Here is a 17,097-nt window from a genome sequence, read left to right on the forward strand (position 1 = left end):
TACATAACATCAACAGGATTACGACGATGAAAAAAAAGTTCAAGTTCATTACCGACCCCAAGGTCCGCAGCCTGGTTGAAGCCATTCGGCGCATTCCCGAAGCGGCCGCCGCCAGTCCCCGTGAGCAGCTGCACAGGTTCGCGCAGTATTCGCTCCTGTCTCTGGAGCACTCCGTAGGCCAGCTGGGGGAGTGCTGCCCCATGGCCTTTTCCGTGGACCCTGTCGCCCTGGCGTTTCGGCGCATTGAGCGGCCGCGTGGTGCGCCTTGGCTGCCTGGTGAGGATGCGTTGCTGCCGACCTACCTCGAAGCGGTGAAAGCCGCGGAACCGTTTGAGGACCTTCTTACACCCGTTTTTGCGGAGATGGGCGTTGGGGATGATGGGAATGGCCAGCACTTTACGCCCAGCGGGTTGTCGGCAGGAATGGTCCGGTTCCTTCCTCTCGATCACAGCGATCACATGCTGGACATGTGCTGCGGTTCTGGCGCACTCATGCTGGCCATGCTCCAACGCAAGCACAGGGAGCAGGGACCCGAGAGCCTGGCCGCGTTCACTGGCAAGGCCGTGGATCTTGATCCGTTGTGCATTGCCCTTGCGGCCCTGCAGTTGATTGCCAATCAGTGGGTGCACGGGGCTTACATCGGCCTGGTCGCGCTCGAAGTCGGCGATGTCATTCGCAGGACCGGTGAGATCGCGATGGTGAGCAGGGTCCGGGACAACTGGAAGTCCGCGACCGCGGCGCTGGCCACTGACGTCCCGGTTGCCGAAGCGGTAGGGAACGAGGGCTGATATGGCGGCGTCTATTGAGAAGCTCACTACTGCCCTCCGCGCAATCCCTACCCAACGCAAGGCGTGGGACGCGAACCAGGCATTGTCTTGGTTCACGCATGCAACGTTGCAAGGGATTTGCCGAGCAACGATTAGGCTCGGCGGACGCCCGGTCGCCGCACGTTGCTATGAGCCGCTGGACGGGTTGACCGCGGATGAGTATTCGCGCGCCCAGGTGGACGCGATGCTCGAAGCCGCGGACGTCTACCTCGCCGCAGTGAAGGAGCAGCCTCCGTTCACGGACGTGCTGACCCTGGTGCACGCCGAAGCGTTGGGGCGCTTTGGAGGCAATGGCCTGGGGCAGCACTTCACGCCCTGGGACCTGGCCGACTTGAAGGGCGAGCTCGTAGCGGACCACTACAGGCGGCATCCGCTTGCCACGGCATCGCCAAGTCTTTACGAGCCTACGTCTGGCGCGGGTGGCCTCGTGCTCGGCCAGCTGCGCCACTGGAAAGGCGACTTGGGCTCGCTGCGCGTGGTCGCCAACGACCTGGATCCGCTTTGCTCGGCGATGACGGCCCTCCAGTTGCTGGCCAATCAGTTTGTCCACAACAAGCCGCTGCGCGAATGCGCCATCACCGTCGGAAACGCGTTGGTGTCGGACGAAAAGTTGGCGTTTGCTTCCGTTCGCAAAGCCACCCGCGACTGCGACCAACAGCGCAACGCGGAGGAAGCGCCCATGCATGCATTTTAGTCTGCTGGCTATCCGTTCGGCTGCTGGCAATAGCCAGCAGAGAAGGCCAGCAGCGCCAAGTGTCCGCACCGTAAAGGAAAAAAACTCCAGATCGATGCGCTGCTGGCCTGCTGGGTGAGTTTTTACTTTTCTTTGAGCAACTGTCAGCGATGGCGTCGAAAGTTCAATGACTAAATAGTTTTCCAAAAAACAGCGTTTTTTCACCCAACAAGCCAGCAGTGCTCATTCCTTGATGCAAAAAGAAACATCTTTCAATGAGTTAGCGCTGCTGGCCTTCTCTGCTGGCTAATGCTTCTGCTGGGCAAACTTGCCGAAATCCTGGCGAGGAAGGCCAGCAGGCAATGCCAGATCTCGGAATACCTGCTGGCTATCGCGACGATTGTTAGCAAAGAGATTTCACCGGACAGATTGACGCGCGGCGTTTTTTTGCTTGGATGGTTGTATCCCGCCTGTCCTCCAACTCGAAGAAAGGAAATCGACCATGTCCCACCCCCAACGCCGAGGCCCGCCGCGCAAAGACGTGAAGATCCAAGTTCGCGTTGAGCGCCCGCTCGCGGAACGCCTACAGCACGCCGCTGCGGAAAACGGGCTTGAGCCCAGCGACAAGCTACGCCGCATCCTGGATGCGGTTCTTCCCCCGCTTCCCAACAAGAACGCGGCCTGAAAACAACAATCCCCCGCCGGCTAGGGCGAGGGATTGGAATGGAGCACAAACAAGATGACCAACACCGCCAAGGTGCCTAGCGATGGGCACACTGTCAACTCCACCGGCGCATTTCGTCCCCCGGCACAGCCCGGGCGGCCCCAGCCTCCCGCGTCGGTGGCCTCGCTCACGCATGCTCGCCAACAGCAGCAATCCGAAAAGGAAGCTGCCTGGCTGAAAGAGCACCGCACCGATGGCCGAACGAACCGGCCCAAGCCGGCGAGCATCGCGCACATCTACACGCAGCAGGCCATTCGCAGTGGGGACTGGACGTGTCAGTCCACCGCAGGCGAGGGCGAAGTCATCCACCGTTGGAGCGGCATTTGCTGGACGGCTGTCTCCGATGCCGCAGGGGACGCCATTGCGGCGAAGTGGATCGAAGCGCACGCGCCACACGCGGCGGGCGCCAAGCAGTCGGAGGGTTGCTGGTCCTGGGCGAAGAAGCGACTGCGGATTGAGAGGCCGCTGCCTGCCTTGGACACTCGGCGGTCTATCGTGCCCTGCTCGGACGGCTACATCGAGATCCTGCCTACCGGGTATCGGGTGCTGGCGCCGGACCGGTCGCTGGGCCTGACCCACTCGGTGAACGTGGCATGCAAGCGCCCGGCGGGGTCTTCCTACGCTCCGCAGGGCCTTCCCCCGACGTCGCAGTTTGGGCGGTTCCTGCACCACGCCTTCGACAACCCCAAGGTGCTGGCGCTTGTGCAGGAGCACTGCGGCATGACGCTTCTCCCCCGCAGCTACTCGCGCGCGGCCTGGTGGCACGGTGCGGCGGGGTCGGGCAAATCCACGTTGGCCGAAATCGTGGAAGCCATGCAGGGGCAGGTGGCGCGCTTGAACCTGGAAACGCTGGGCGACACGTTCTCCCTGGAGCCCTTGGTCGGCGCCAACCTCATCCTGGTGGATGAAGTGGAGTGCGAGCGCTGGGCCGAGGGGCGGTTCAAAACCTTGGTCTCTGGCAACGGCATCGGCGTGAACCGAAAGCACCAGAAGGCGCTCGCGTCCTATCGCTCCCAGGCGAAGTGGATCATCACCAGCAACAGCGAGCCGTTCATCCGGGACAAGTCGAACGGTGTCTGGCGCCGGCTGGACATCGTTCACTGGAAGCACGCAGTGGCCGCGGAGAAGATGAACCCGACCCTGGTTCAGGACATCCTGGCCAAGGAGGCCCAGTTGGTTCTCGACTGGATGCTCGAGGGCGCACGCCGCATCGTCGCCCGTGGACGCGCTTTGGCCGACCACGAACATCCCGAAGAAGTTCGCGCGGCTAAGCGCGACGCCCGCCACAACTCGGACCAGGTCGCCGCATGGGTGGACGCCGAACAGGTCAGCCGCCGGGACGGGCACTGGATGCCGGCCAAGGATGTCTACCTGCGGTTCAAAGCCTTCCACGAGAAGCGCAGCTTGGAGAGCTTCGAGATCCTCACCGCGCGCCAGTTCTGGAACGGCATGAAGATCGCTGGCCTGGTCTCCGGACCGGCCAGCAACCGACGTATCAACGGCAACCAGACCGAGTGCCGAGAGATCCATGTCGCGGGTCGGCCGAAGCCGACCGACGATGCGCCGGACAACGACGGGGTGGACGAGACGCCATTCGGATAAGGCGTGGCCCCACGGCGCCCGCCACCAAGGCCGGTTGCGGTAGGCTGGCGTTTCCCCGGCCAGGTTTGGTGGCCGGCTGCTAACCGCTCAACGATGGAGAAAGGCATGAAGTGGCTCAAATCGTGGTGGCTTCAACTGCGCGCCAAATGGAGCAAGGACCCCGTCCTTCGCGCCAAAGCCAGCCAAGAAAGCTTGAACAAGGCGATAGGCGATACGGAAGCGGCACCACCTAGAAAGCCTCCGATCTTCTAGTCGCAGGAGCAGTCTCGCCCCCTGCGACGCCCCCCGGTTAAGCTTGGCCCATGACACACGAGCCCGACGGCAAGACCGGCAACTTTTTCCGGAAGGGCCCCACCCAGGCCTCCCGGATGGTGCCCCTGGACCCTCTTATCCCCGGCTGCGGTTGGCGCATCGCCGAGCCCTACCACCTGCCTATCGAGGCTGGCATCCGCGCCGAGCGGGAACGCTTGCGGGGCAAGAGCTGGATGGTCGTGCTGTTCGAGCGGACGTTGGACTACGACGGTATCTATGAGGAGGTCCGGCTCGACGAAGGCTTCGAGGCACTTCCCCACGCGCTCCAGCGGGCCGAGGCGCTGCTGGCCGAGCATGCTTCAGCTGCGAAAGCACTGCACCCCGAATGGCCGTTGGGCGTGGAGCGGGTGCGGTGGCCGAAGCTGACCCACGTCGCCGGCCAGCCCGTCCATCGCCTGGAGGACTTCTTCATCCACGATGGCGTGGGCTGGGGGAACCACCACGTCCAGGTGTCTGTGATGGCCCTTCCAGATGAACCCGTCGATCGCGAGCTCATCGACGCCATCGGCGCCAACACGGAACTCCAGGCTCACTTCCGCAAGGTGGGGCGCGGCTGATGCGCGTGCGCGCCCCCTCGTTCGGTCTCTTGACCGGCACGGCCACCTGCCACGCCTGCAAAGCCCCAACGCCCGTGGCGCGTCTGTGGGTGCCGGAGCACACCTATGTGTTTGAGCCCGGCGACGAGCCCGAGCACGAGCCGGACCCGGCGTTGCTGTCGTTCGTGAGCGCGCTTTCCGGCGCTGTGTCCGACCAGGTCCGAGTGCACGCGCCATGGATGCGCATGGCGCCCACGCGCACTTCCGGGATGACCTACCTCGCGAACCATTGCAGCGGCTGCGGCGCCGTCCAGGGCGACCACTACCTGGGCGAGCCAGGCGAAGCGTTTTGGCCCGAGACGCCGGAGGCACTGCACGCGCTGCGGTTCCAGCCGTGCGAAGGCCCGCTGGAGGCAGAAGCAGACCCCGGATCCAGTTCGTGGATGGACCAGGTGCCAGGATTGCCGAGGCCGTAGCGGGGCAAGGTTCCCCATCGACGCGGGCCGCTTGAAGGGATCCTGCCTTCACTCGTCGGGGCGCAAGGGGCAAGCCCTGCTCCACGGTGTTCCGCCCCCGCTGCGCGCGGCTTCGCCGTGCTCGCTTACGGTGCACCCCGCCTGCCGTTTCAGCGGTCGGCTCCCACGCGGCGCCTGTTGCGCCGAAGGGAGAAAAACACCATGCCACGCACCCGCAAAGCCTCTGCCTACACCCTGGCCCCCGAAGAACAGGCCATCCTCGAAGCCGCCGAGAAAATCCTCCAGCGACGCCTGAAGCGGCACGGAGAAATCCGCGACCCCGGCGCCTGCGCCGACTACCTGAAAGCCCGCTGCGCGCACCTGGACCACGAAGTCTTCGGTGTGGTCTACCTGGACACCCGGCACCGCATCCTCGACCACTTCGTGGTCAGCGGCGCAGGGACCACTTCCTTCGCGCAGCGGGGCCTCCTTTGAGGCCTCGCTACATCCAGGCCACAGTGAGAGCCCGGCCCTACCCAGTTCGTGGAGATATCAGATGTCATCGACGGCTATTGTCGGAATGGCGCGTGTTTAACGAGGGCTGGCCGTCTTGTGAGTAGTGCCAGATAGCCATACTTACCAGGTGAGCATTAATGCTCATAATACGTGCACACTCACTAACTACGTCGCTCCACGTCAACCTGCAACGCACCAACCGTTAGCGTAGAAGAGCGTCTTTTGTTCCATTGGCTGAGACTGCCTCGTTGCGGCACGAGAGGCCAATGCTGAAGATGGGAGAAGAACTTGGATTTCAGAAGAGGAATACGACCAGTGCGACCATTGCCAGTTCTTGCTTGCGCACTACTGATTGGGGCCGGCGTATTTGCTCTATTCGTCTGGAAAAAAGATGAGCCGGAGGCAACCACGATCACCGGTGTGTCGCCGGCAGCCCAGGCGAGCGCGCCGGCACCAGTTGTCGATATAAACCCGGCCGAGAATGAGAGCGCGCCGGCTGTCCAGGAACGTCCCGCGCTTCCGTCGTCCTTGCTGACGGTCGTCGGCGACAAACACAGGTTCGATCCGACTAATCCGTCCAACGAGGCCACCAGCGAGGCCGATGCCGCGTGGCTGCACAAGTTTGGGTTTCTTGACCCCGAGGCTTACGACCGTTTGCGCAAAGCCTCGATGGATGAGCTTAAAGAAGCAGCGAAGGTAGATCTTCGAGCGCAAGTCATATTGGCTTACAACATGGCGGCCGCTGGCGGCTATGGCGATCAGCCCTTTGTTCTTCTTGAAGACGCAGCAGCCCGCGGCTCTATTTTCGCCTTGGTCACTTGGGGAGATATTCATTTCTCTCTGCGGCAATATCGAAACGGTGCAATCGGAAGCGCCTATTACAAGCTGGCGCTTCGCCGTGGCTATTACACCGCGGCCACCAAGAACTACGCCATTGCTGGGGATCTGAGCGCGGAGCAGCGCTTGATCGCCGACGTTTGGGCTGAAGCGGCTTGGCTACGGCTTCAGGACGCGCGGGCTACTCGCGGACTGCCCCCGTTTGCGCAGCCTGACTTGAGGCCTGGTTTCGAACAGTTTTTGACCACGCTTGAAGCCAGTTTTCGTCCGAATAACGCGTCAGAAAAAAAGTAAGCAGCCAAACTCAGACTAGGGGTATGTATGAAGAAGAACAAAGTTTTGCTTGGATTGCTGTTTGTTTCGGCGGTCGCTTGGGCTTGCACCGACTATGAGTTTGTCGGTGAAGTGAACGTCGGCACGGTCGATAGCCGCGACGATGTCGCAGAGGCGCTGCAAGAGCAGTTTGGCGATGATTATCCGGAGGGAACTCGCGTCAGCATGGTGGTCCGCTTCATTCTCCAGCCTGGCACCACGCCCCTCGGCACGTTCTCGATGCCTTTGACGAAGGAGTGCGACGAGAAGCTCGATGAAGCATATGAGGCCCAGATCGCGATAAACACCACTCCAACGGGAAGCGGTGGTGGCGGTTCGATCTACTTCCCGCATTTCCCCCGTCCCTTTGGCCCCTGCGGAAGTCGCTGTGGCACGGGCACCGTTGAGGTTGGCGAGGTCAAGCCGACCTGAATGCCGGAGAGATGACGAAAATGGGCCCACTTGCTGGGCCCTTTTTTTGTGTGGAGTCGGACCCTAATCCCTAAGGGCGACAACGATCTCATTTCGTTGGATGTCAACGAAGCGACGGGGCGATCTCCTGCCGGATAGGACAACCTGGGGACGGCTTCACTCTTCGAAGACCGCCTGGTAGAGGCAACGGCATCCCATCGCATGGGTGCATCCTGGATGGGGAAGCTCGGGGGCCTTGCTCAAGGCGAACTTCTTGCCGTCCATAGCCGAGCACGCAGGGCAGCTGTCCCCGCCGCCGGACACTTCCACTTTTTTGTGGCCGTTCGCCCGCATGCCTTCGAGCGTGGCCATGTTGCTCCCGTGGAAGAGCAGCATCCGCACCACGGTTTCGACGTCCAGCCGCGGGTGGCCCACCAGGCCGGGGGGCAGCCAGGCCTTGGCCCGGCTCTCTCCCGTCAGCTCGAGCATGGCGGCGACCGGGCGAAGCAGCGCCAACTCGTGCTCGGGCACATCGCGCAGGATCCCTGGCGATGCCTTGAGGATGTTTCGGGCCCGTTCTGCGAGGTGCCGACCGATGCCTTCGCCGTGCCAGTCGATCCCGATGCCCCGGGGGAACAGCCGGGTCCGCTCGAAGGCCACGATGGTGCTCACCGCAGCGTCCAGGTTCCCGGCGCGCAAGGAGTCCATGGCGGTGGACTGCGCCACGGCCTCGGCGTCGCGCTCCCTGGCCAAGTAGTTATCGACCGGGCATTCCGCCAGCGCCGACAAGATCCACGCTTTGACCCCGGCGACGCGCAGGCGCATGGCTTCTGGGTCGGCCGCGATGAGCCGCTCGACCAGTTCGTCCTTCTTGCCGGACACCTTCAGCCCGCGCTCGTTGAGCAGGGGCTTGAGCTCGTCCACCCGGTGCTGGGTCGCAAACACCTGTTGCCAGGGTGCATCCACGAGCCAGCCGTTGCGTCGGAACAGCGCCAGCGTGTTGGGCACCGTGTCGGGCAACACGTTGGCCCAGTAGTCCTGGGCGGCGCTGGCCGGGTCGCTGCCGTGCTTGAACTTGGCCAGCAGCGCCAGGTGGGAGCGCTCCGTGGGCGGGCCGCCAGGCGTCGTTGGGGCCGGCTCACGGATGGCAGAGGCAGGCGCAGCCGGCCGCGGGGTCGGGGAGGGTGCCGGCGTTGCGGCCGGCGGCGGAACCGAAGGGCTTCCGAACAGCTTTTTTAGCCAACTCGCCATCGTCTGCTCACTTGGTCCGGTGTCCCAGTTTACCGTCCGTGCTTCAGTCAGTGAAAACACCCTCCGGATGCATCTACGTGGCCTCCAGAAGCCTTAACAGGCCCTGTTGATGCATCTGGCACCTTTTTTCTCGTTTTTCTTGCAAGAAATGTAAATAGCTATTCGAGACGTGCATTTTTTGGCGTTTCGGAAAACAACTCACATATGGAGAAATACAAATGAGCAATACCAACGAAAACAGCTTCACAACGATGTCCTACGACGAACTCATCAAGGTTCTGACCGAGATGGGGCCGACCACGGGGCGACATGACAAGGTGGTGGTCGAGTGCCTGACCAAGCAGCGGCTCCAGGTCGCGGCGAACTTGGCAGGTCGGCTGCTTTCCAGCGGCTATGTGAAGTCGCAGTCCACCGACCAGAAGAACCCCGAAGAGAACCGGATTTACGTTCATTTCACGACCCCGCAAGCGCAGATGGGTAGGAACTGACGGGAACACGGGCGGCGGCTCTTCGGGGCCGCCGTTTCCGCTTCAGGAAGCCGGGGAGAACCCAGTGGTAGCCTTCAATGAAGGACCGCTGGGCGGTCGGATTGAACTGCAATCGGAGGCTGCCATGTGCTACTCGGCCCAGGTTTGGGGGGATTACCACACCTACGTCCGCAAGTTCGGGGCGCAAATCGATATCAACGAGTTCGTCCGCCTCTACGGCCAGCGCCGCGAAGGCCTCAACCCCAAGATCCCCAAGGGCATGGACCTGGCGTTCGCGCACCCCAAGACCCCGGAAGAGAAACAGATCCAGGCCCTCATCAAGGCCTACAACACCGAGCTCATCGCCGACAGCGAGCAGGAGATGTTCGAGCAGGCCAAGCGTGTGGCCGACGCCGAGCGAAAGCTGGCGGTCAAGGAAACCAAGGCCGCGCTCAACGACGTGCGCGTGGGCGGAAATAAGGTCAAGCAAATGAAGCGCTGGATAGCCGACGCCAAGCGCACCGAGCTCGAGCCGGGCAAGGACAACCGCATCTGGCCGGACTGGTATGCCCCGGTCCTCATCCAGGAAGGCGGCAAGATGGTCGTGCGCCCCATGCGCTACCACTGCAGGCCTGCCGGCATGGACGCGTCGGTGGACCGCACCAAGGACGGCCGCGTGAGCGGCACCTACAACGCCCGACGGGACAACTTGACCCGGTTCTGGCGGCACCAGTTCGGCTTCACCCACGGCCTCATGCTCGCCGAGCAGTTCTACGAGATGGTGGAAGGCCCCGACGGCAAGGCCCAGGAGATCCAGTTCAACCCCCGCACGGGCGAGACCATGCTCATCGCGTGCCTGTGGTCGCACTGGACCGACCCCGCCGGCGTCGAGCCGGACCTCTACTCGTTCGCGGCCATCACCGACGAGCCGGAGCCCGAAGTCGCAGCCGCCGGGCACGATCGCACCATCATCAACATCAAACCCGAGCACGTCGAAGCCTGGCTCAACCCGGATCCCCAGGACCTGGACGCCCTATTGGCCATTTTCGACGACAAGCGGCATCCTTACTACGAGCACCGGAAGGCGGCGTGATCCATCGCCGCGGGGTTCGGACGTCCACCGCTTCGTTCAACCAAGAAGGGAATGCATGAGCAGATTTGACGACCTTATCCAGTCCGTGGGGCTCATGGCCCCGGCGCTGGCGATTGCCGCCATCGACCGCGAGCTGGCCGCTGGCATGCCCATCAACATGACTACGCAGGTGCAGGAGGAAGACACCCCGTTTGTCGACATGGGGGCCATCGACGTGTCGCTCTTGGCCATGTGCACAGACGCGGGAGTAGCCAGGCATCTGTTGTCCAAGGGGGCGGACCCAAACCTGGAGCTCGAAAGCGGCTGCGCGACGGTGGACTTCGCGTTGGCCCAAGGCCATTTCGGCATTGTGGTGCAGTTGCTCGAGGGTGGCCTCGCGGAAACGCAAGGCATGCTGCTGGAGAAAACCGACGCGCTCGTAGAACCCAAACATCGGAAGACCTACAAGCAGGTCGTCAACGCGTATTTCGGCACTCCCAAGCAAAAAACCGAGGTGCTGGAGTGGTCGTTGGCCGGTGGCACGTTCCGCCCGAAGCAGGCCGGGTAGCGCCTTCGGAGCGGGATCCGTCGCGCTTCCCGCCAGGTCGCGAACGCCGCCTGGCCAATGGGGGTCGGCGTGGACTGGTCGAACCAGCGACCCTTGGCCAGCAGCCGAGAGACCCGCGCGCGGTAGCGGTCGGCAGCAGAGGATCCTTGGCCCGATGGCGGCGCCAGTTGCAGACACCATGGGCGGCCACGATGCTGGCCGCCGTGTTCGTGCCACTGAGACCCGCGCCCCGCCTCATAGTATGAGTTAGTGCCAAGCCCGCCCCCTTGGCCGGTTCCAGAGCCTGGCGCGTTCCTGTAATGATGCTGCGGCGGCCCTGCGCGTGGACGACCCGCGGGCGGGATCTCGAATGGATGGGGGAAGAAAATGGCGTTCGATTGGGACAGCTTGGACCTGGCCAAGCCGCCGTGGCGGCGGTCGGTGGTGGCGGACATCCCGCCCATCCTGTTCCGGCGCGCCAAGGAAGGGCGGCCAATCACCTACACCGAGTTGGCCGACGAGCTCAAAGCCGAGTATGGGCACCCGCCCCAGGGGCTGAAGCCGCTCTACGGGCCGCCCGTGGGTGCGGTGGGCCTGGCCATCCGCCAAATCGGCGACCAGTGGCGCCAGACCATCCCGCCCATCAACCTCATCGTGGTGAACGGCGAGACCGGGTTGCCCGGCACCGGCGCCGACGAAATCGCCCAATACTTTTTCAAGGACAAGGGCCGCGGGATGGCCGAGGACCGCGAAACCTATGTGCGCCAAGGCATGGAGGCCGTGTTCGCATACGGGTCGCGTTGGGACAAGGTCGCCGAGGCCCTGGGTAGCCCGACGCTGACGGTTCGGGGCCCCGACGACGGCGAGGTGCTGGAGCTCCCCAAGCTCCCTCCCGTGCAGGGCCCCGAGAGCGCCGAGCACAAAGCGCTCAAGCACTGGGTGGCGCGCAACCCCGGCGCGTTCTCAGAGTTCGGCACGTTCCAGCCGGGCCGTGTCGAGTTCGGCTTGAGCTCGGGGGACTGGCTGGACGCTTACTTCAGCGCTGGCAAGCGTCGCCTGGCGGTCGAAGTGAAGACCAGCAAGGCCACGAACGAGGAACTGGAGCGGGGCGTCTACCAGTGCGTGAAATACCGCGCCGTCCTTCGCGCGGAGCAGATTGCTATTCGGAAGCCACCGGACTGCGACGCGGTGCTGGCCAGCACTCGGGCGCCGACCGCCAAGATCCGGGCCCTCATGGACCGGCTGCACGTGCAGTTCGTGCAGTGCCCGCTGGAGGCCGAGAAGTAGTAGCCCGCGCCTCTCGGCGTTCCCGCCTGCTAGGGCGTGCTGCGCAGGATTGGTCTTATGACATTCGTCATCCGCATCACGAACTGATCCAGAAGCCGCATAACCACATCGCAGGGGAAATCCGTGACAAAGAAGAAAGCCAAATACGACGATAGCGATGCATTGTTCGAGGCGGTAAAAAGCGCACAGAACAGCCGGCGCTACGGCGCATTGAAGCAACTCTTGGCGGAAGGGTTGAACCCAGACAGTTCGTTCGCGAACGATCACAGGCGCACGCTGTTGTTCCAATACTATTTGAAGGAAGGTGCGGCCAAGATCCTGCTGGACGCTGGAGCGAACGCTTCCTACGTGGATGAGAACGGATACACGCCCCTGCACTCTGCCAATCCTGAGGTCGCCGCCCTGTTGTTGAGGCAAGGCGTGGATATTGAGAGCCGCAACAATAGCGGTCGGGTCACGCCATTGCTCGCGCAAGCGATCCGCGGGGATGCCAGGATGGTGAAACTGCTCCTACACAATGGAGCCGACGTATTGGCTTCCTACGACAACCATCGCCGGGGCGTTATTGAGGCCGCTGCGTCCAGTGGCGAAGATGGCGGGCGTTTTCGAGGTCGCGACGAGATTTTCCGTCTTGTGGAAACGCATGTTGGTCGCGGCCTGGTCAAGGGCACCTACACACTCAAGAGCCTGCGGGATATTTCTGGCGGCCCCGAAGCACAGCAAAAAGGTGAGTTCGACGAGGTCTAGCCGGCACGCCGGCGGGGAGCTGACACGATGGGGATCGTTGACGAGTTCGCGCGCTACAAGGCCACACTCCGGAACCGGTTCTACGACATCTCGGCAGAGGTGGGGCCTGAAACGGTCCTCAGCCTGTGGCGGCACCGGATCAGTGTAGAGGGAGGACGGTGGATCTACCGCGACCACCTGTCGCGCTGGAGTGGCTTGGGCAACCAGCAGTTCGCACGCCACCTTCGGACAGCGTTCGATGATGGCCGGACCATACGCGTGGTCGTGGCCACGACGGACAACCCCGCCTTGGTCGAGGCCGGCGGAGACGCGTCCACGGCAAACAACTCGTTCAAGGCTCGGCCCGATTGGGTCGGGCGGGTGGAGGCGTTCGACGGCAACCACTTCACGATCGGGTTCGATCGCGTGTGAGGCGCCAGACACGCTAGCCAGGAATGTGGCGGGCCTGGCGGGCGACCGCATGCAGGGTCTTGTCGAACCACTTCCCCCGGGCCACGAGCCGGGTCACCCGCGCTCGATACCGATCAGGCGCCAGTGGCACCTTCGCCAGGTGCCGCCGCCGGTTGCACAGCTGATGGGCCGCGACAATGTTCGCCGCTGTCGTCTTGCCCCCGTCGCAGACGGCCACCAGGTGCTCGGCCGTGGCCTGCAGCGCGGGCAGTTGCCCGCGCGTGCAGCCGAAGCGCGTTCGGAAGGCGTCGGGATCGGTCAGCCACATGGGCGAGCCGCAGTAGTAGCAGCGGCCCTTTTGATTGGCGAAGGCGTCGGCACGCAAACGATTGATGGCAGGCATAGAGGCTCCAGCGGGCAGGGGGCCCCGGTGCCTCTATGAGGACCGCCGGGAACCTGGAGCCATCTGGCTATGCAGGCAAAACACCGCGGCTATTGCCGACGGCGTCGTATTTATAGCTCCGAGCTGCGGACGGATGCAATCGCAGGCGTCGCGGCGCCCCGAGCGCCTCGCAACACCAAGGCCAGGACGCCCTCGAACCGGTCGAGTTCGCTCCCATCTACCGGGCTTCGCTGGTAGTGCTCGGGATCGTCAAGCACGTGGACCACGGGGCAGGCCGCGCCGCCGTCGGCACCCAGGACCAGGGGTGCTTCGTATAAGCACTGGCTCGTCCAGGACCGCCAGCACCGCAGCACGCCCTGGGGGTCGAGCCAGATGGCCCAGCGGTCGTCCATGTCCTGCGGCCACAAGCCCAGCCGCAGCGCCACTACTTCCTGGGGGGAAAACACCAGGCTGCAGCGGATGGGCCAGGCGCGGCCTGCCAGCGGCCCGAGCTGCGTTTGCCAGCGGGTGGCCAAGTCGGTGGGGTCATTCAGAAGGTCCATGTCGTTAGGATAGGGCGAGGCAAGCCAGCGGAAGCTGAAGGGTGCGCGACAGGTGTCGCAAGCCTTGCGACGTCGGGTCCGCAAGGTGGGCACCAGCGAAGGAGTAGGCATGGCATCCACCCAGAAACCGTTTTCCCATGTGGCCGACCGGTCGCACCCGAATAACTGGTTCAACCGCGCATCGGACCTCCACGCCTCCGCCGGAGCTATCTGGCTGGCCATGGAGAGCGGCCTGGCGTCTGCGCAGGCGCTGGGGCTCTGGGAAGGGTTCGACATGCGGGTGGCCTGCCGTCCGGTCTACCACCTGCTCTCGGGGCTCTCGCTGGAGGTGCTTATGAAGGGCGTGCTCGCGGAGCGCGGCGACGCCCCGGAGCCCACGCACAACCTGCTGGACTTGGCCAACTCGCTCCCCTTGGAGTTGCTGGACGGCGAGCCCGAGCTGTTGCGCTACTACTCTGACACCGTGATCTGGGCGGCCAAGTATCCGGTGCCCACCCGGCCCACGGACGAGAAACTGGCCGCGTTCTTTCACAACGCGGTCGATGTCCTCACCGATCGCGTTCCTGGCGCAGCGTTCTCGCCCACGTTTCCGGTCTACCGCGTGTCTTCCAGCGGCCGGGCCGATTGGGAACCCTTCAACGAGCTGTATGGCCGGATATACGCACTGAGGCAGGGGATATGAACGAACAGACGCTCGAGACCACGCTGGGCACCGTCCACGCGCTGCTGCTTGCAGAAGGGATGGACGAAGCGGCCATGGTGGTGCGCTCGTTCCCTGCCCGGGCCGAGCAGACCGGATACGACAACTGGAACGGCGGCACCCAGTTGTGGGATGTTTACATTGAGCTGCCGCCGGAAGACTATGCCCGGATGGGGCCGCAGCGCAGCCGCATCGAAGAGCAAGTGTCTGAGCGGCTCAAGCGCGTCCTGGAGACCGAGACCCAGGACTGGTATGCCGTCAAGATCATCCCGGCCTTGGTCAAGAACAAGGATTGGCGCGACGCGACGCGGGGTGTGGCCCGGCAGGTGCGGATAAACGTGCTGGACGGCTTGCGCCTGGAGAAGGTGAAGTGGTTCGGCACGCTGGACGAGGTCGAGTTCCTGAGCCGCCTGTTCGACCTGCAAAAGATGCCGTCGAACGACCCGCGCTATAACGACGCAGCGCGCGACATTTGGCAGCACTGCATCAACAACGACGATTGGGACCTGGACTGGGTTTACTCGGACGAACGCTTCGACCTGCTGGGCGGTCCCTCCGAGCGCTTTCTGCGCTTCCTCTGCGAAATCGTGCACCCGGTGGTTCGGCCTGATCGCGACGAGGCCATGAAGCTGGTCTCCCATTTCAACGACCAGCTCAGGGGCGAGGGCTGGGAGATCTACGAGGAAGAGCGGATAGCCGGGCGCCCGAGGTTTGCCTACCGCCCCTTGACCAATCATGGGGTGCGCTCCGTCTCGCGGGCGCGCACCGTGGCGGACGCGCTGGACGCCGGCTGGATGGCCAAGGAAATCGAGCGCCTGGAGAACGCCGTGGACCGCGACCCGGCCCTGGCAATCGGAACCGCCAAGGACCTGGTGGAGAGCTGTTGCAAGACGATCTTGGCCAAGCTCAACATCGAGTGCGCGAAGTCTGACGACCTGGGCGACTTGACGTTCAAGCTTACGACCGAACTCAAGTTGGTGGCGAAAGGCGTCTCCGATGAGGCGAGGGGGGCAGAGAACATCCGGCGCATCCTCCGAAACCTGACCCAACTTACGCACCACCTCGCCGAGCTTCGGAGCCTTTATGGCAGCGGGCATGGGCGGGACGGCAAGCACAAAGGGCTACAGCCCCGCCACGCGCGGTTGGCGGTCGCGTCGGCGGTCGCGTTTATTGATTTCGTGTCCGAGACCTACCGCGAGAGAGCGGGGACAACGACGGCGGAACCCGGGGCCGACGCTTGATGCTCGGTCGCGGGTGCTGTTGTTGGTGGATGCTAACGTTCGGGCGGACAGGGAGGATTGATCATGGCGCAGGTGGAGCTGTCGAGTTGGCCGGCGTCAGGGCTTTTTCCAGTCCAGGCGACGGGGAGCCACGCGACCCATGAACCGTTGGCCTCGATCGCCGCCAACGCCAAGGGCGAGACGGGGCTCTGCTTTCTCCCGGTCGCGCTCTACCCCTACGACACAAACCCCTACGACCCCAACGCAGTCGGCGTCATGGCGCTGCCCAGCATGGGCGCCCACCTGCTGGGCCACTTACCCCGCGAACTGGCCGTGGCCTACCGCCAACGGATGGCCGCGCTCGGCATGCCCCACTTCAGCGCGTGCGACGCCGTGATATCCGGCGGAATGAAGGACGGGGACAAGCAATACAACTACGTGCTCGAGCTGGACCTCGACCTGGCGGCCGTGCCCACCGCTGAGCCGCAGCTCACGCGCTACGCCGCGGAGAGGGTGCCGGCCCAAACGGGTCCGTTGGACGATGCTGGCCCGGGCTATGTGTTCCGGGCGTGGCTGCCGCAGGGTGGCCTAGGCGCCCTCTGCTCGAAGCGCTCGATGCACTCGTGGTCGGCGCCCGGGTGGAAGACGGTCAACTACTACGTCCTGTCCGATCGCCGCATCGGCCTGGGCCACAAGCTGGTGTCCATTCCCAAGGGGATGCACCGCAAGTGGTTTGGGGCAGGGGTGGCCAACGCTACCCTGGTGCAGCTCGACGGGCGCTGGGCCACCGTCCGCCTGGAGAAGGGCGAGCCGGGCAACAAGGCGAAATGGCAGCTGCCGAAACCGACCTCTACCGAAACCTACTCTCCCCGCCTGGACATTGACTACTCATGAGATACGCCACCGCTAAGCGCCGCAACAAACTGCCCCCGCTGCAGCGTGCCTTGCTGTCGGCGCACGTCGTTTTGCAGGTCCACCAGGAAAAAATGGACGAGGCCGAAGCGGGGCGGACGCTGCGCGAGGCCATGGGTGTCCAGTGGACCTTGCTCACGGCGCTGCAATACCTGTCGGGGCAGGAGGCCATAGCGTCCATCCAGGGGCTGCCTGCGGGGTGGCAGCAGGGCGAGTTGACCAAGGAGCGCGCCTGCGAAGGCATTCTGATTGCGGGCTTGGCTTGCGCGCATGGCCATCCCAGTGGCGCGGCGATGTCTGCCGGCCACCTGGTGTCGGCGCTTCGCGAAATGGGCAAGCCCGAGTGAAGCGCTT

General features: G+C 63.8%; 23 protein-coding genes. 20 read left to right on the plus strand and 3 right to left on the minus strand.

Features of this window, described 5'->3' with window-relative positions; genetic code table 11:
- Positions 1-26: 26 nt before the first annotated feature.
- The 10 genes from ACOQFR_RS09575 (at position 27) to ACOQFR_RS09620 (ending at position 7,226) form a co-directional block, all read left to right on the plus strand.
- Positions 27-788: an N-6 DNA methylase gene (locus tag ACOQFR_RS09575; protein WP_421381298.1), complete on the plus strand. Its 762-nt coding sequence runs from the start codon at positions 27-29 to the stop codon at positions 786-788.
- Positions 789-1,011: 223 nt separating this feature from the next.
- Positions 1,012-1,521, plus strand: coding sequence for a hypothetical protein (locus ACOQFR_RS09580; protein WP_421381300.1), 510 nt, complete (start codon positions 1,012-1,014; stop codon positions 1,519-1,521).
- 481 nt (positions 1,522-2,002) lie between these two features.
- Positions 2,003-2,185 carry a hypothetical protein gene (locus tag ACOQFR_RS09585; protein WP_421381302.1) on the plus strand — a complete coding sequence of 61 codons (183 nt, stop codon included), beginning with the start codon at positions 2,003-2,005 and terminating at the stop codon, positions 2,183-2,185.
- Between the two features lie 54 nt (positions 2,186-2,239).
- Positions 2,240-3,826, plus strand: coding sequence for a DNA primase family protein (locus tag ACOQFR_RS09590; protein WP_421381304.1), 1,587 nt, complete (start codon positions 2,240-2,242; stop codon positions 3,824-3,826).
- Between the two features lie 105 nt (positions 3,827-3,931).
- Positions 3,932-4,078 (plus strand): hypothetical protein, encoded by a 147-nt coding sequence (locus tag ACOQFR_RS09595; RefSeq protein WP_421381306.1) that lies wholly within the window; start codon positions 3,932-3,934, stop codon positions 4,076-4,078.
- Between the two features lie 50 nt (positions 4,079-4,128).
- Positions 4,129-4,695 (plus strand): hypothetical protein, encoded by a 567-nt coding sequence (locus ACOQFR_RS09600; protein ID WP_421381308.1) that lies wholly within the window; start codon positions 4,129-4,131, stop codon positions 4,693-4,695.
- Positions 4,695-5,150, plus strand: coding sequence for a hypothetical protein (locus ACOQFR_RS09605; RefSeq protein WP_421381310.1), 456 nt, complete (start codon positions 4,695-4,697; stop codon positions 5,148-5,150). Before ACOQFR_RS09600 ends, ACOQFR_RS09605 begins: the two co-directional genes overlap by 1 nt.
- Before the next feature lie 201 nt (positions 5,151-5,351).
- Positions 5,352-5,624: a JAB domain-containing protein gene (locus ACOQFR_RS09610; protein WP_421381312.1), complete on the plus strand. Its 273-nt coding sequence runs from the start codon at positions 5,352-5,354 to the stop codon at positions 5,622-5,624.
- 336 nt (positions 5,625-5,960) lie between these two features.
- Complete coding sequence (locus ACOQFR_RS09615; protein WP_421381314.1) at positions 5,961-6,776, plus strand: hypothetical protein; 816 nt, start codon at positions 5,961-5,963, stop codon at positions 6,774-6,776.
- Between the two features lie 27 nt (positions 6,777-6,803).
- Complete coding sequence (locus tag ACOQFR_RS09620; protein WP_421381316.1) at positions 6,804-7,226, plus strand: hypothetical protein; 423 nt, start codon at positions 6,804-6,806, stop codon at positions 7,224-7,226.
- A 156-nt stretch (positions 7,227-7,382) separates the two neighbouring features.
- On the opposite strand, the gene ACOQFR_RS09625 is transcribed toward ACOQFR_RS09620, so the two are convergent.
- Complete coding sequence (locus ACOQFR_RS09625) at positions 7,383-8,516, minus strand: SAP domain-containing protein (protein ID WP_421381318.1); 1,134 nt, start codon at positions 8,514-8,516, stop codon at positions 7,383-7,385.
- A 158-nt stretch (positions 8,517-8,674) separates the two neighbouring features.
- Here ACOQFR_RS09625 and ACOQFR_RS09630 point away from each other — a divergent pair, with 158 nt between their 5' ends.
- The 6 genes from ACOQFR_RS09630 to ACOQFR_RS09655 all read left to right on the plus strand — a co-directional run bounded on the left by ACOQFR_RS09630 (position 8,675) and on the right by ACOQFR_RS09655 (position 12,987).
- Positions 8,675-8,944: a hypothetical protein gene (locus ACOQFR_RS09630; RefSeq protein WP_421381320.1), complete on the plus strand. Its 270-nt coding sequence runs from the start codon at positions 8,675-8,677 to the stop codon at positions 8,942-8,944.
- 124 nt (positions 8,945-9,068) lie between these two features.
- Entirely contained in the window at positions 9,069-10,016 is a 948-nt protein-coding gene (locus tag ACOQFR_RS09635; RefSeq protein ID WP_421383259.1) for an SOS response-associated peptidase family protein, read from the plus strand.
- 55 nt (positions 10,017-10,071) lie between these two features.
- The gene (locus tag ACOQFR_RS09640) at positions 10,072-10,563 is read left to right on the plus strand and encodes a hypothetical protein (RefSeq protein ID WP_421381322.1); all 492 of its coding nucleotides are present in this window, start codon (positions 10,072-10,074) and stop codon (positions 10,561-10,563) included.
- 366 nt (positions 10,564-10,929) lie between these two features.
- Positions 10,930-11,829 (plus strand): hypothetical protein, encoded by a 900-nt coding sequence (locus ACOQFR_RS09645; RefSeq protein ID WP_421381324.1) that lies wholly within the window; start codon positions 10,930-10,932, stop codon positions 11,827-11,829.
- A gap of 123 nt (positions 11,830-11,952) precedes the next feature.
- The gene (locus ACOQFR_RS09650; RefSeq protein WP_421381326.1) at positions 11,953-12,576 is read left to right on the plus strand and encodes an ankyrin repeat domain-containing protein; all 624 of its coding nucleotides are present in this window, start codon (positions 11,953-11,955) and stop codon (positions 12,574-12,576) included.
- 27 nt (positions 12,577-12,603) lie between these two features.
- Positions 12,604-12,987 carry a hypothetical protein gene (locus tag ACOQFR_RS09655; protein ID WP_421381328.1) on the plus strand — a complete coding sequence of 128 codons (384 nt, stop codon included), beginning with the start codon at positions 12,604-12,606 and terminating at the stop codon, positions 12,985-12,987.
- 13 nt (positions 12,988-13,000) lie between these two features.
- Here the strand turns inward: ACOQFR_RS09655 and ACOQFR_RS09660 are convergent, their stop codons facing one another.
- Both ACOQFR_RS09660 and ACOQFR_RS09665 read right to left on the minus strand, forming a co-directional pair.
- The gene (locus tag ACOQFR_RS09660; protein ID WP_421381330.1) at positions 13,001-13,369 is read right to left on the minus strand and encodes an HNH endonuclease; all 369 of its coding nucleotides are present in this window, start codon (positions 13,367-13,369) and stop codon (positions 13,001-13,003) included.
- A gap of 110 nt (positions 13,370-13,479) precedes the next feature.
- Positions 13,480-13,911 carry a hypothetical protein gene (locus tag ACOQFR_RS09665; protein ID WP_421381332.1) on the minus strand — a complete coding sequence of 144 codons (432 nt, stop codon included), beginning with the start codon at positions 13,909-13,911 and terminating at the stop codon, positions 13,480-13,482.
- Positions 13,912-14,020: 109 nt separating this feature from the next.
- Here ACOQFR_RS09665 and ACOQFR_RS09670 point away from each other — a divergent pair, with 109 nt between their 5' ends.
- From ACOQFR_RS09670 to ACOQFR_RS09685, 4 genes are all read left to right on the plus strand, one after another.
- Entirely contained in the window at positions 14,021-14,593 is a 573-nt protein-coding gene (locus ACOQFR_RS09670) for a hypothetical protein (protein WP_421381334.1), read from the plus strand.
- Positions 14,590-15,852 (plus strand): abortive infection family protein, encoded by a 1,263-nt coding sequence (locus ACOQFR_RS09675; RefSeq protein ID WP_421381336.1) that lies wholly within the window; start codon positions 14,590-14,592, stop codon positions 15,850-15,852. The genes ACOQFR_RS09670 and ACOQFR_RS09675 overlap by 4 nt, the downstream gene beginning before the upstream one ends.
- Before the next feature lie 63 nt (positions 15,853-15,915).
- Entirely contained in the window at positions 15,916-16,725 is an 810-nt protein-coding gene (locus ACOQFR_RS09680; protein WP_421381338.1) for a hypothetical protein, read from the plus strand.
- Positions 16,722-17,090: a hypothetical protein gene (locus tag ACOQFR_RS09685; RefSeq protein ID WP_421381339.1), complete on the plus strand. Its 369-nt coding sequence runs from the start codon at positions 16,722-16,724 to the stop codon at positions 17,088-17,090. The genes ACOQFR_RS09680 and ACOQFR_RS09685 overlap by 4 nt, the downstream gene beginning before the upstream one ends.
- Positions 17,091-17,097: the final 7 nt, after the last annotated feature.

The organism is Arenimonas sp. MALMAid1274, assembly GCF_049195245.1.
Lineage (GTDB): Bacteria > Pseudomonadota > Gammaproteobacteria > Xanthomonadales > Xanthomonadaceae > Arenimonas.

Bases quoted from the DNA above. Each gene is read 5' to 3' on its own strand.
- ACOQFR_RS09665 (WP_421381332.1), bottom strand. From the start codon at position 13,911: ATGGACCTTCTGAATGACCCCACCGACTTGGCCACCCGCTGGCAAACG.
- ACOQFR_RS09585 (WP_421381302.1), top strand. From the start codon at position 2,003: ATGTCCCACCCCCAACGCCGAGGCCCGCCGCGCAAAGACGTGAAGATC.
- ACOQFR_RS09630 (WP_421381320.1), top strand. From the start codon at position 8,675: ATGAGCAATACCAACGAAAACAGCTTCACAACGATGTCCTACGACGAA.
- ACOQFR_RS09600 (WP_421381308.1), top strand. From the start codon at position 4,129: ATGACACACGAGCCCGACGGCAAGACCGGCAACTTTTTCCGGAAGGGC.
- ACOQFR_RS09605 (WP_421381310.1), top strand. From the start codon at position 4,695: ATGCGCGTGCGCGCCCCCTCGTTCGGTCTCTTGACCGGCACGGCCACC.
- ACOQFR_RS09620 (WP_421381316.1), top strand. From the start codon at position 6,804: ATGAAGAAGAACAAAGTTTTGCTTGGATTGCTGTTTGTTTCGGCGGTC.
- ACOQFR_RS09640 (WP_421381322.1), top strand. From the start codon at position 10,072: ATGAGCAGATTTGACGACCTTATCCAGTCCGTGGGGCTCATGGCCCCG.
- ACOQFR_RS09660 (WP_421381330.1), bottom strand. From the start codon at position 13,369: ATGCCTGCCATCAATCGTTTGCGTGCCGACGCCTTCGCCAATCAAAAG.
- ACOQFR_RS09680 (WP_421381338.1), top strand. From the start codon at position 15,916: ATGGCGCAGGTGGAGCTGTCGAGTTGGCCGGCGTCAGGGCTTTTTCCA.
- ACOQFR_RS09675 (WP_421381336.1), top strand. From the start codon at position 14,590: ATGAACGAACAGACGCTCGAGACCACGCTGGGCACCGTCCACGCGCTG.
- ACOQFR_RS09635 (WP_421383259.1), top strand. From the start codon at position 9,069: ATGTGCTACTCGGCCCAGGTTTGGGGGGATTACCACACCTACGTCCGC.
- ACOQFR_RS09580 (WP_421381300.1), top strand. From the start codon at position 1,012: ATGCTCGAAGCCGCGGACGTCTACCTCGCCGCAGTGAAGGAGCAGCCT.
- ACOQFR_RS09575 (WP_421381298.1), top strand. From the start codon at position 27: ATGAAAAAAAAGTTCAAGTTCATTACCGACCCCAAGGTCCGCAGCCTG.
- ACOQFR_RS09590 (WP_421381304.1), top strand. From the start codon at position 2,240: ATGACCAACACCGCCAAGGTGCCTAGCGATGGGCACACTGTCAACTCC.
- ACOQFR_RS09685 (WP_421381339.1), top strand. From the start codon at position 16,722: ATGAGATACGCCACCGCTAAGCGCCGCAACAAACTGCCCCCGCTGCAG.
- ACOQFR_RS09655 (WP_421381328.1), top strand. From the start codon at position 12,604: ATGGGGATCGTTGACGAGTTCGCGCGCTACAAGGCCACACTCCGGAAC.
- ACOQFR_RS09610 (WP_421381312.1), top strand. From the start codon at position 5,352: ATGCCACGCACCCGCAAAGCCTCTGCCTACACCCTGGCCCCCGAAGAA.
- ACOQFR_RS09595 (WP_421381306.1), top strand. From the start codon at position 3,932: ATGAAGTGGCTCAAATCGTGGTGGCTTCAACTGCGCGCCAAATGGAGC.
- ACOQFR_RS09645 (WP_421381324.1), top strand. From the start codon at position 10,930: ATGGCGTTCGATTGGGACAGCTTGGACCTGGCCAAGCCGCCGTGGCGG.
- ACOQFR_RS09670 (WP_421381334.1), top strand. From the start codon at position 14,021: ATGGCATCCACCCAGAAACCGTTTTCCCATGTGGCCGACCGGTCGCAC.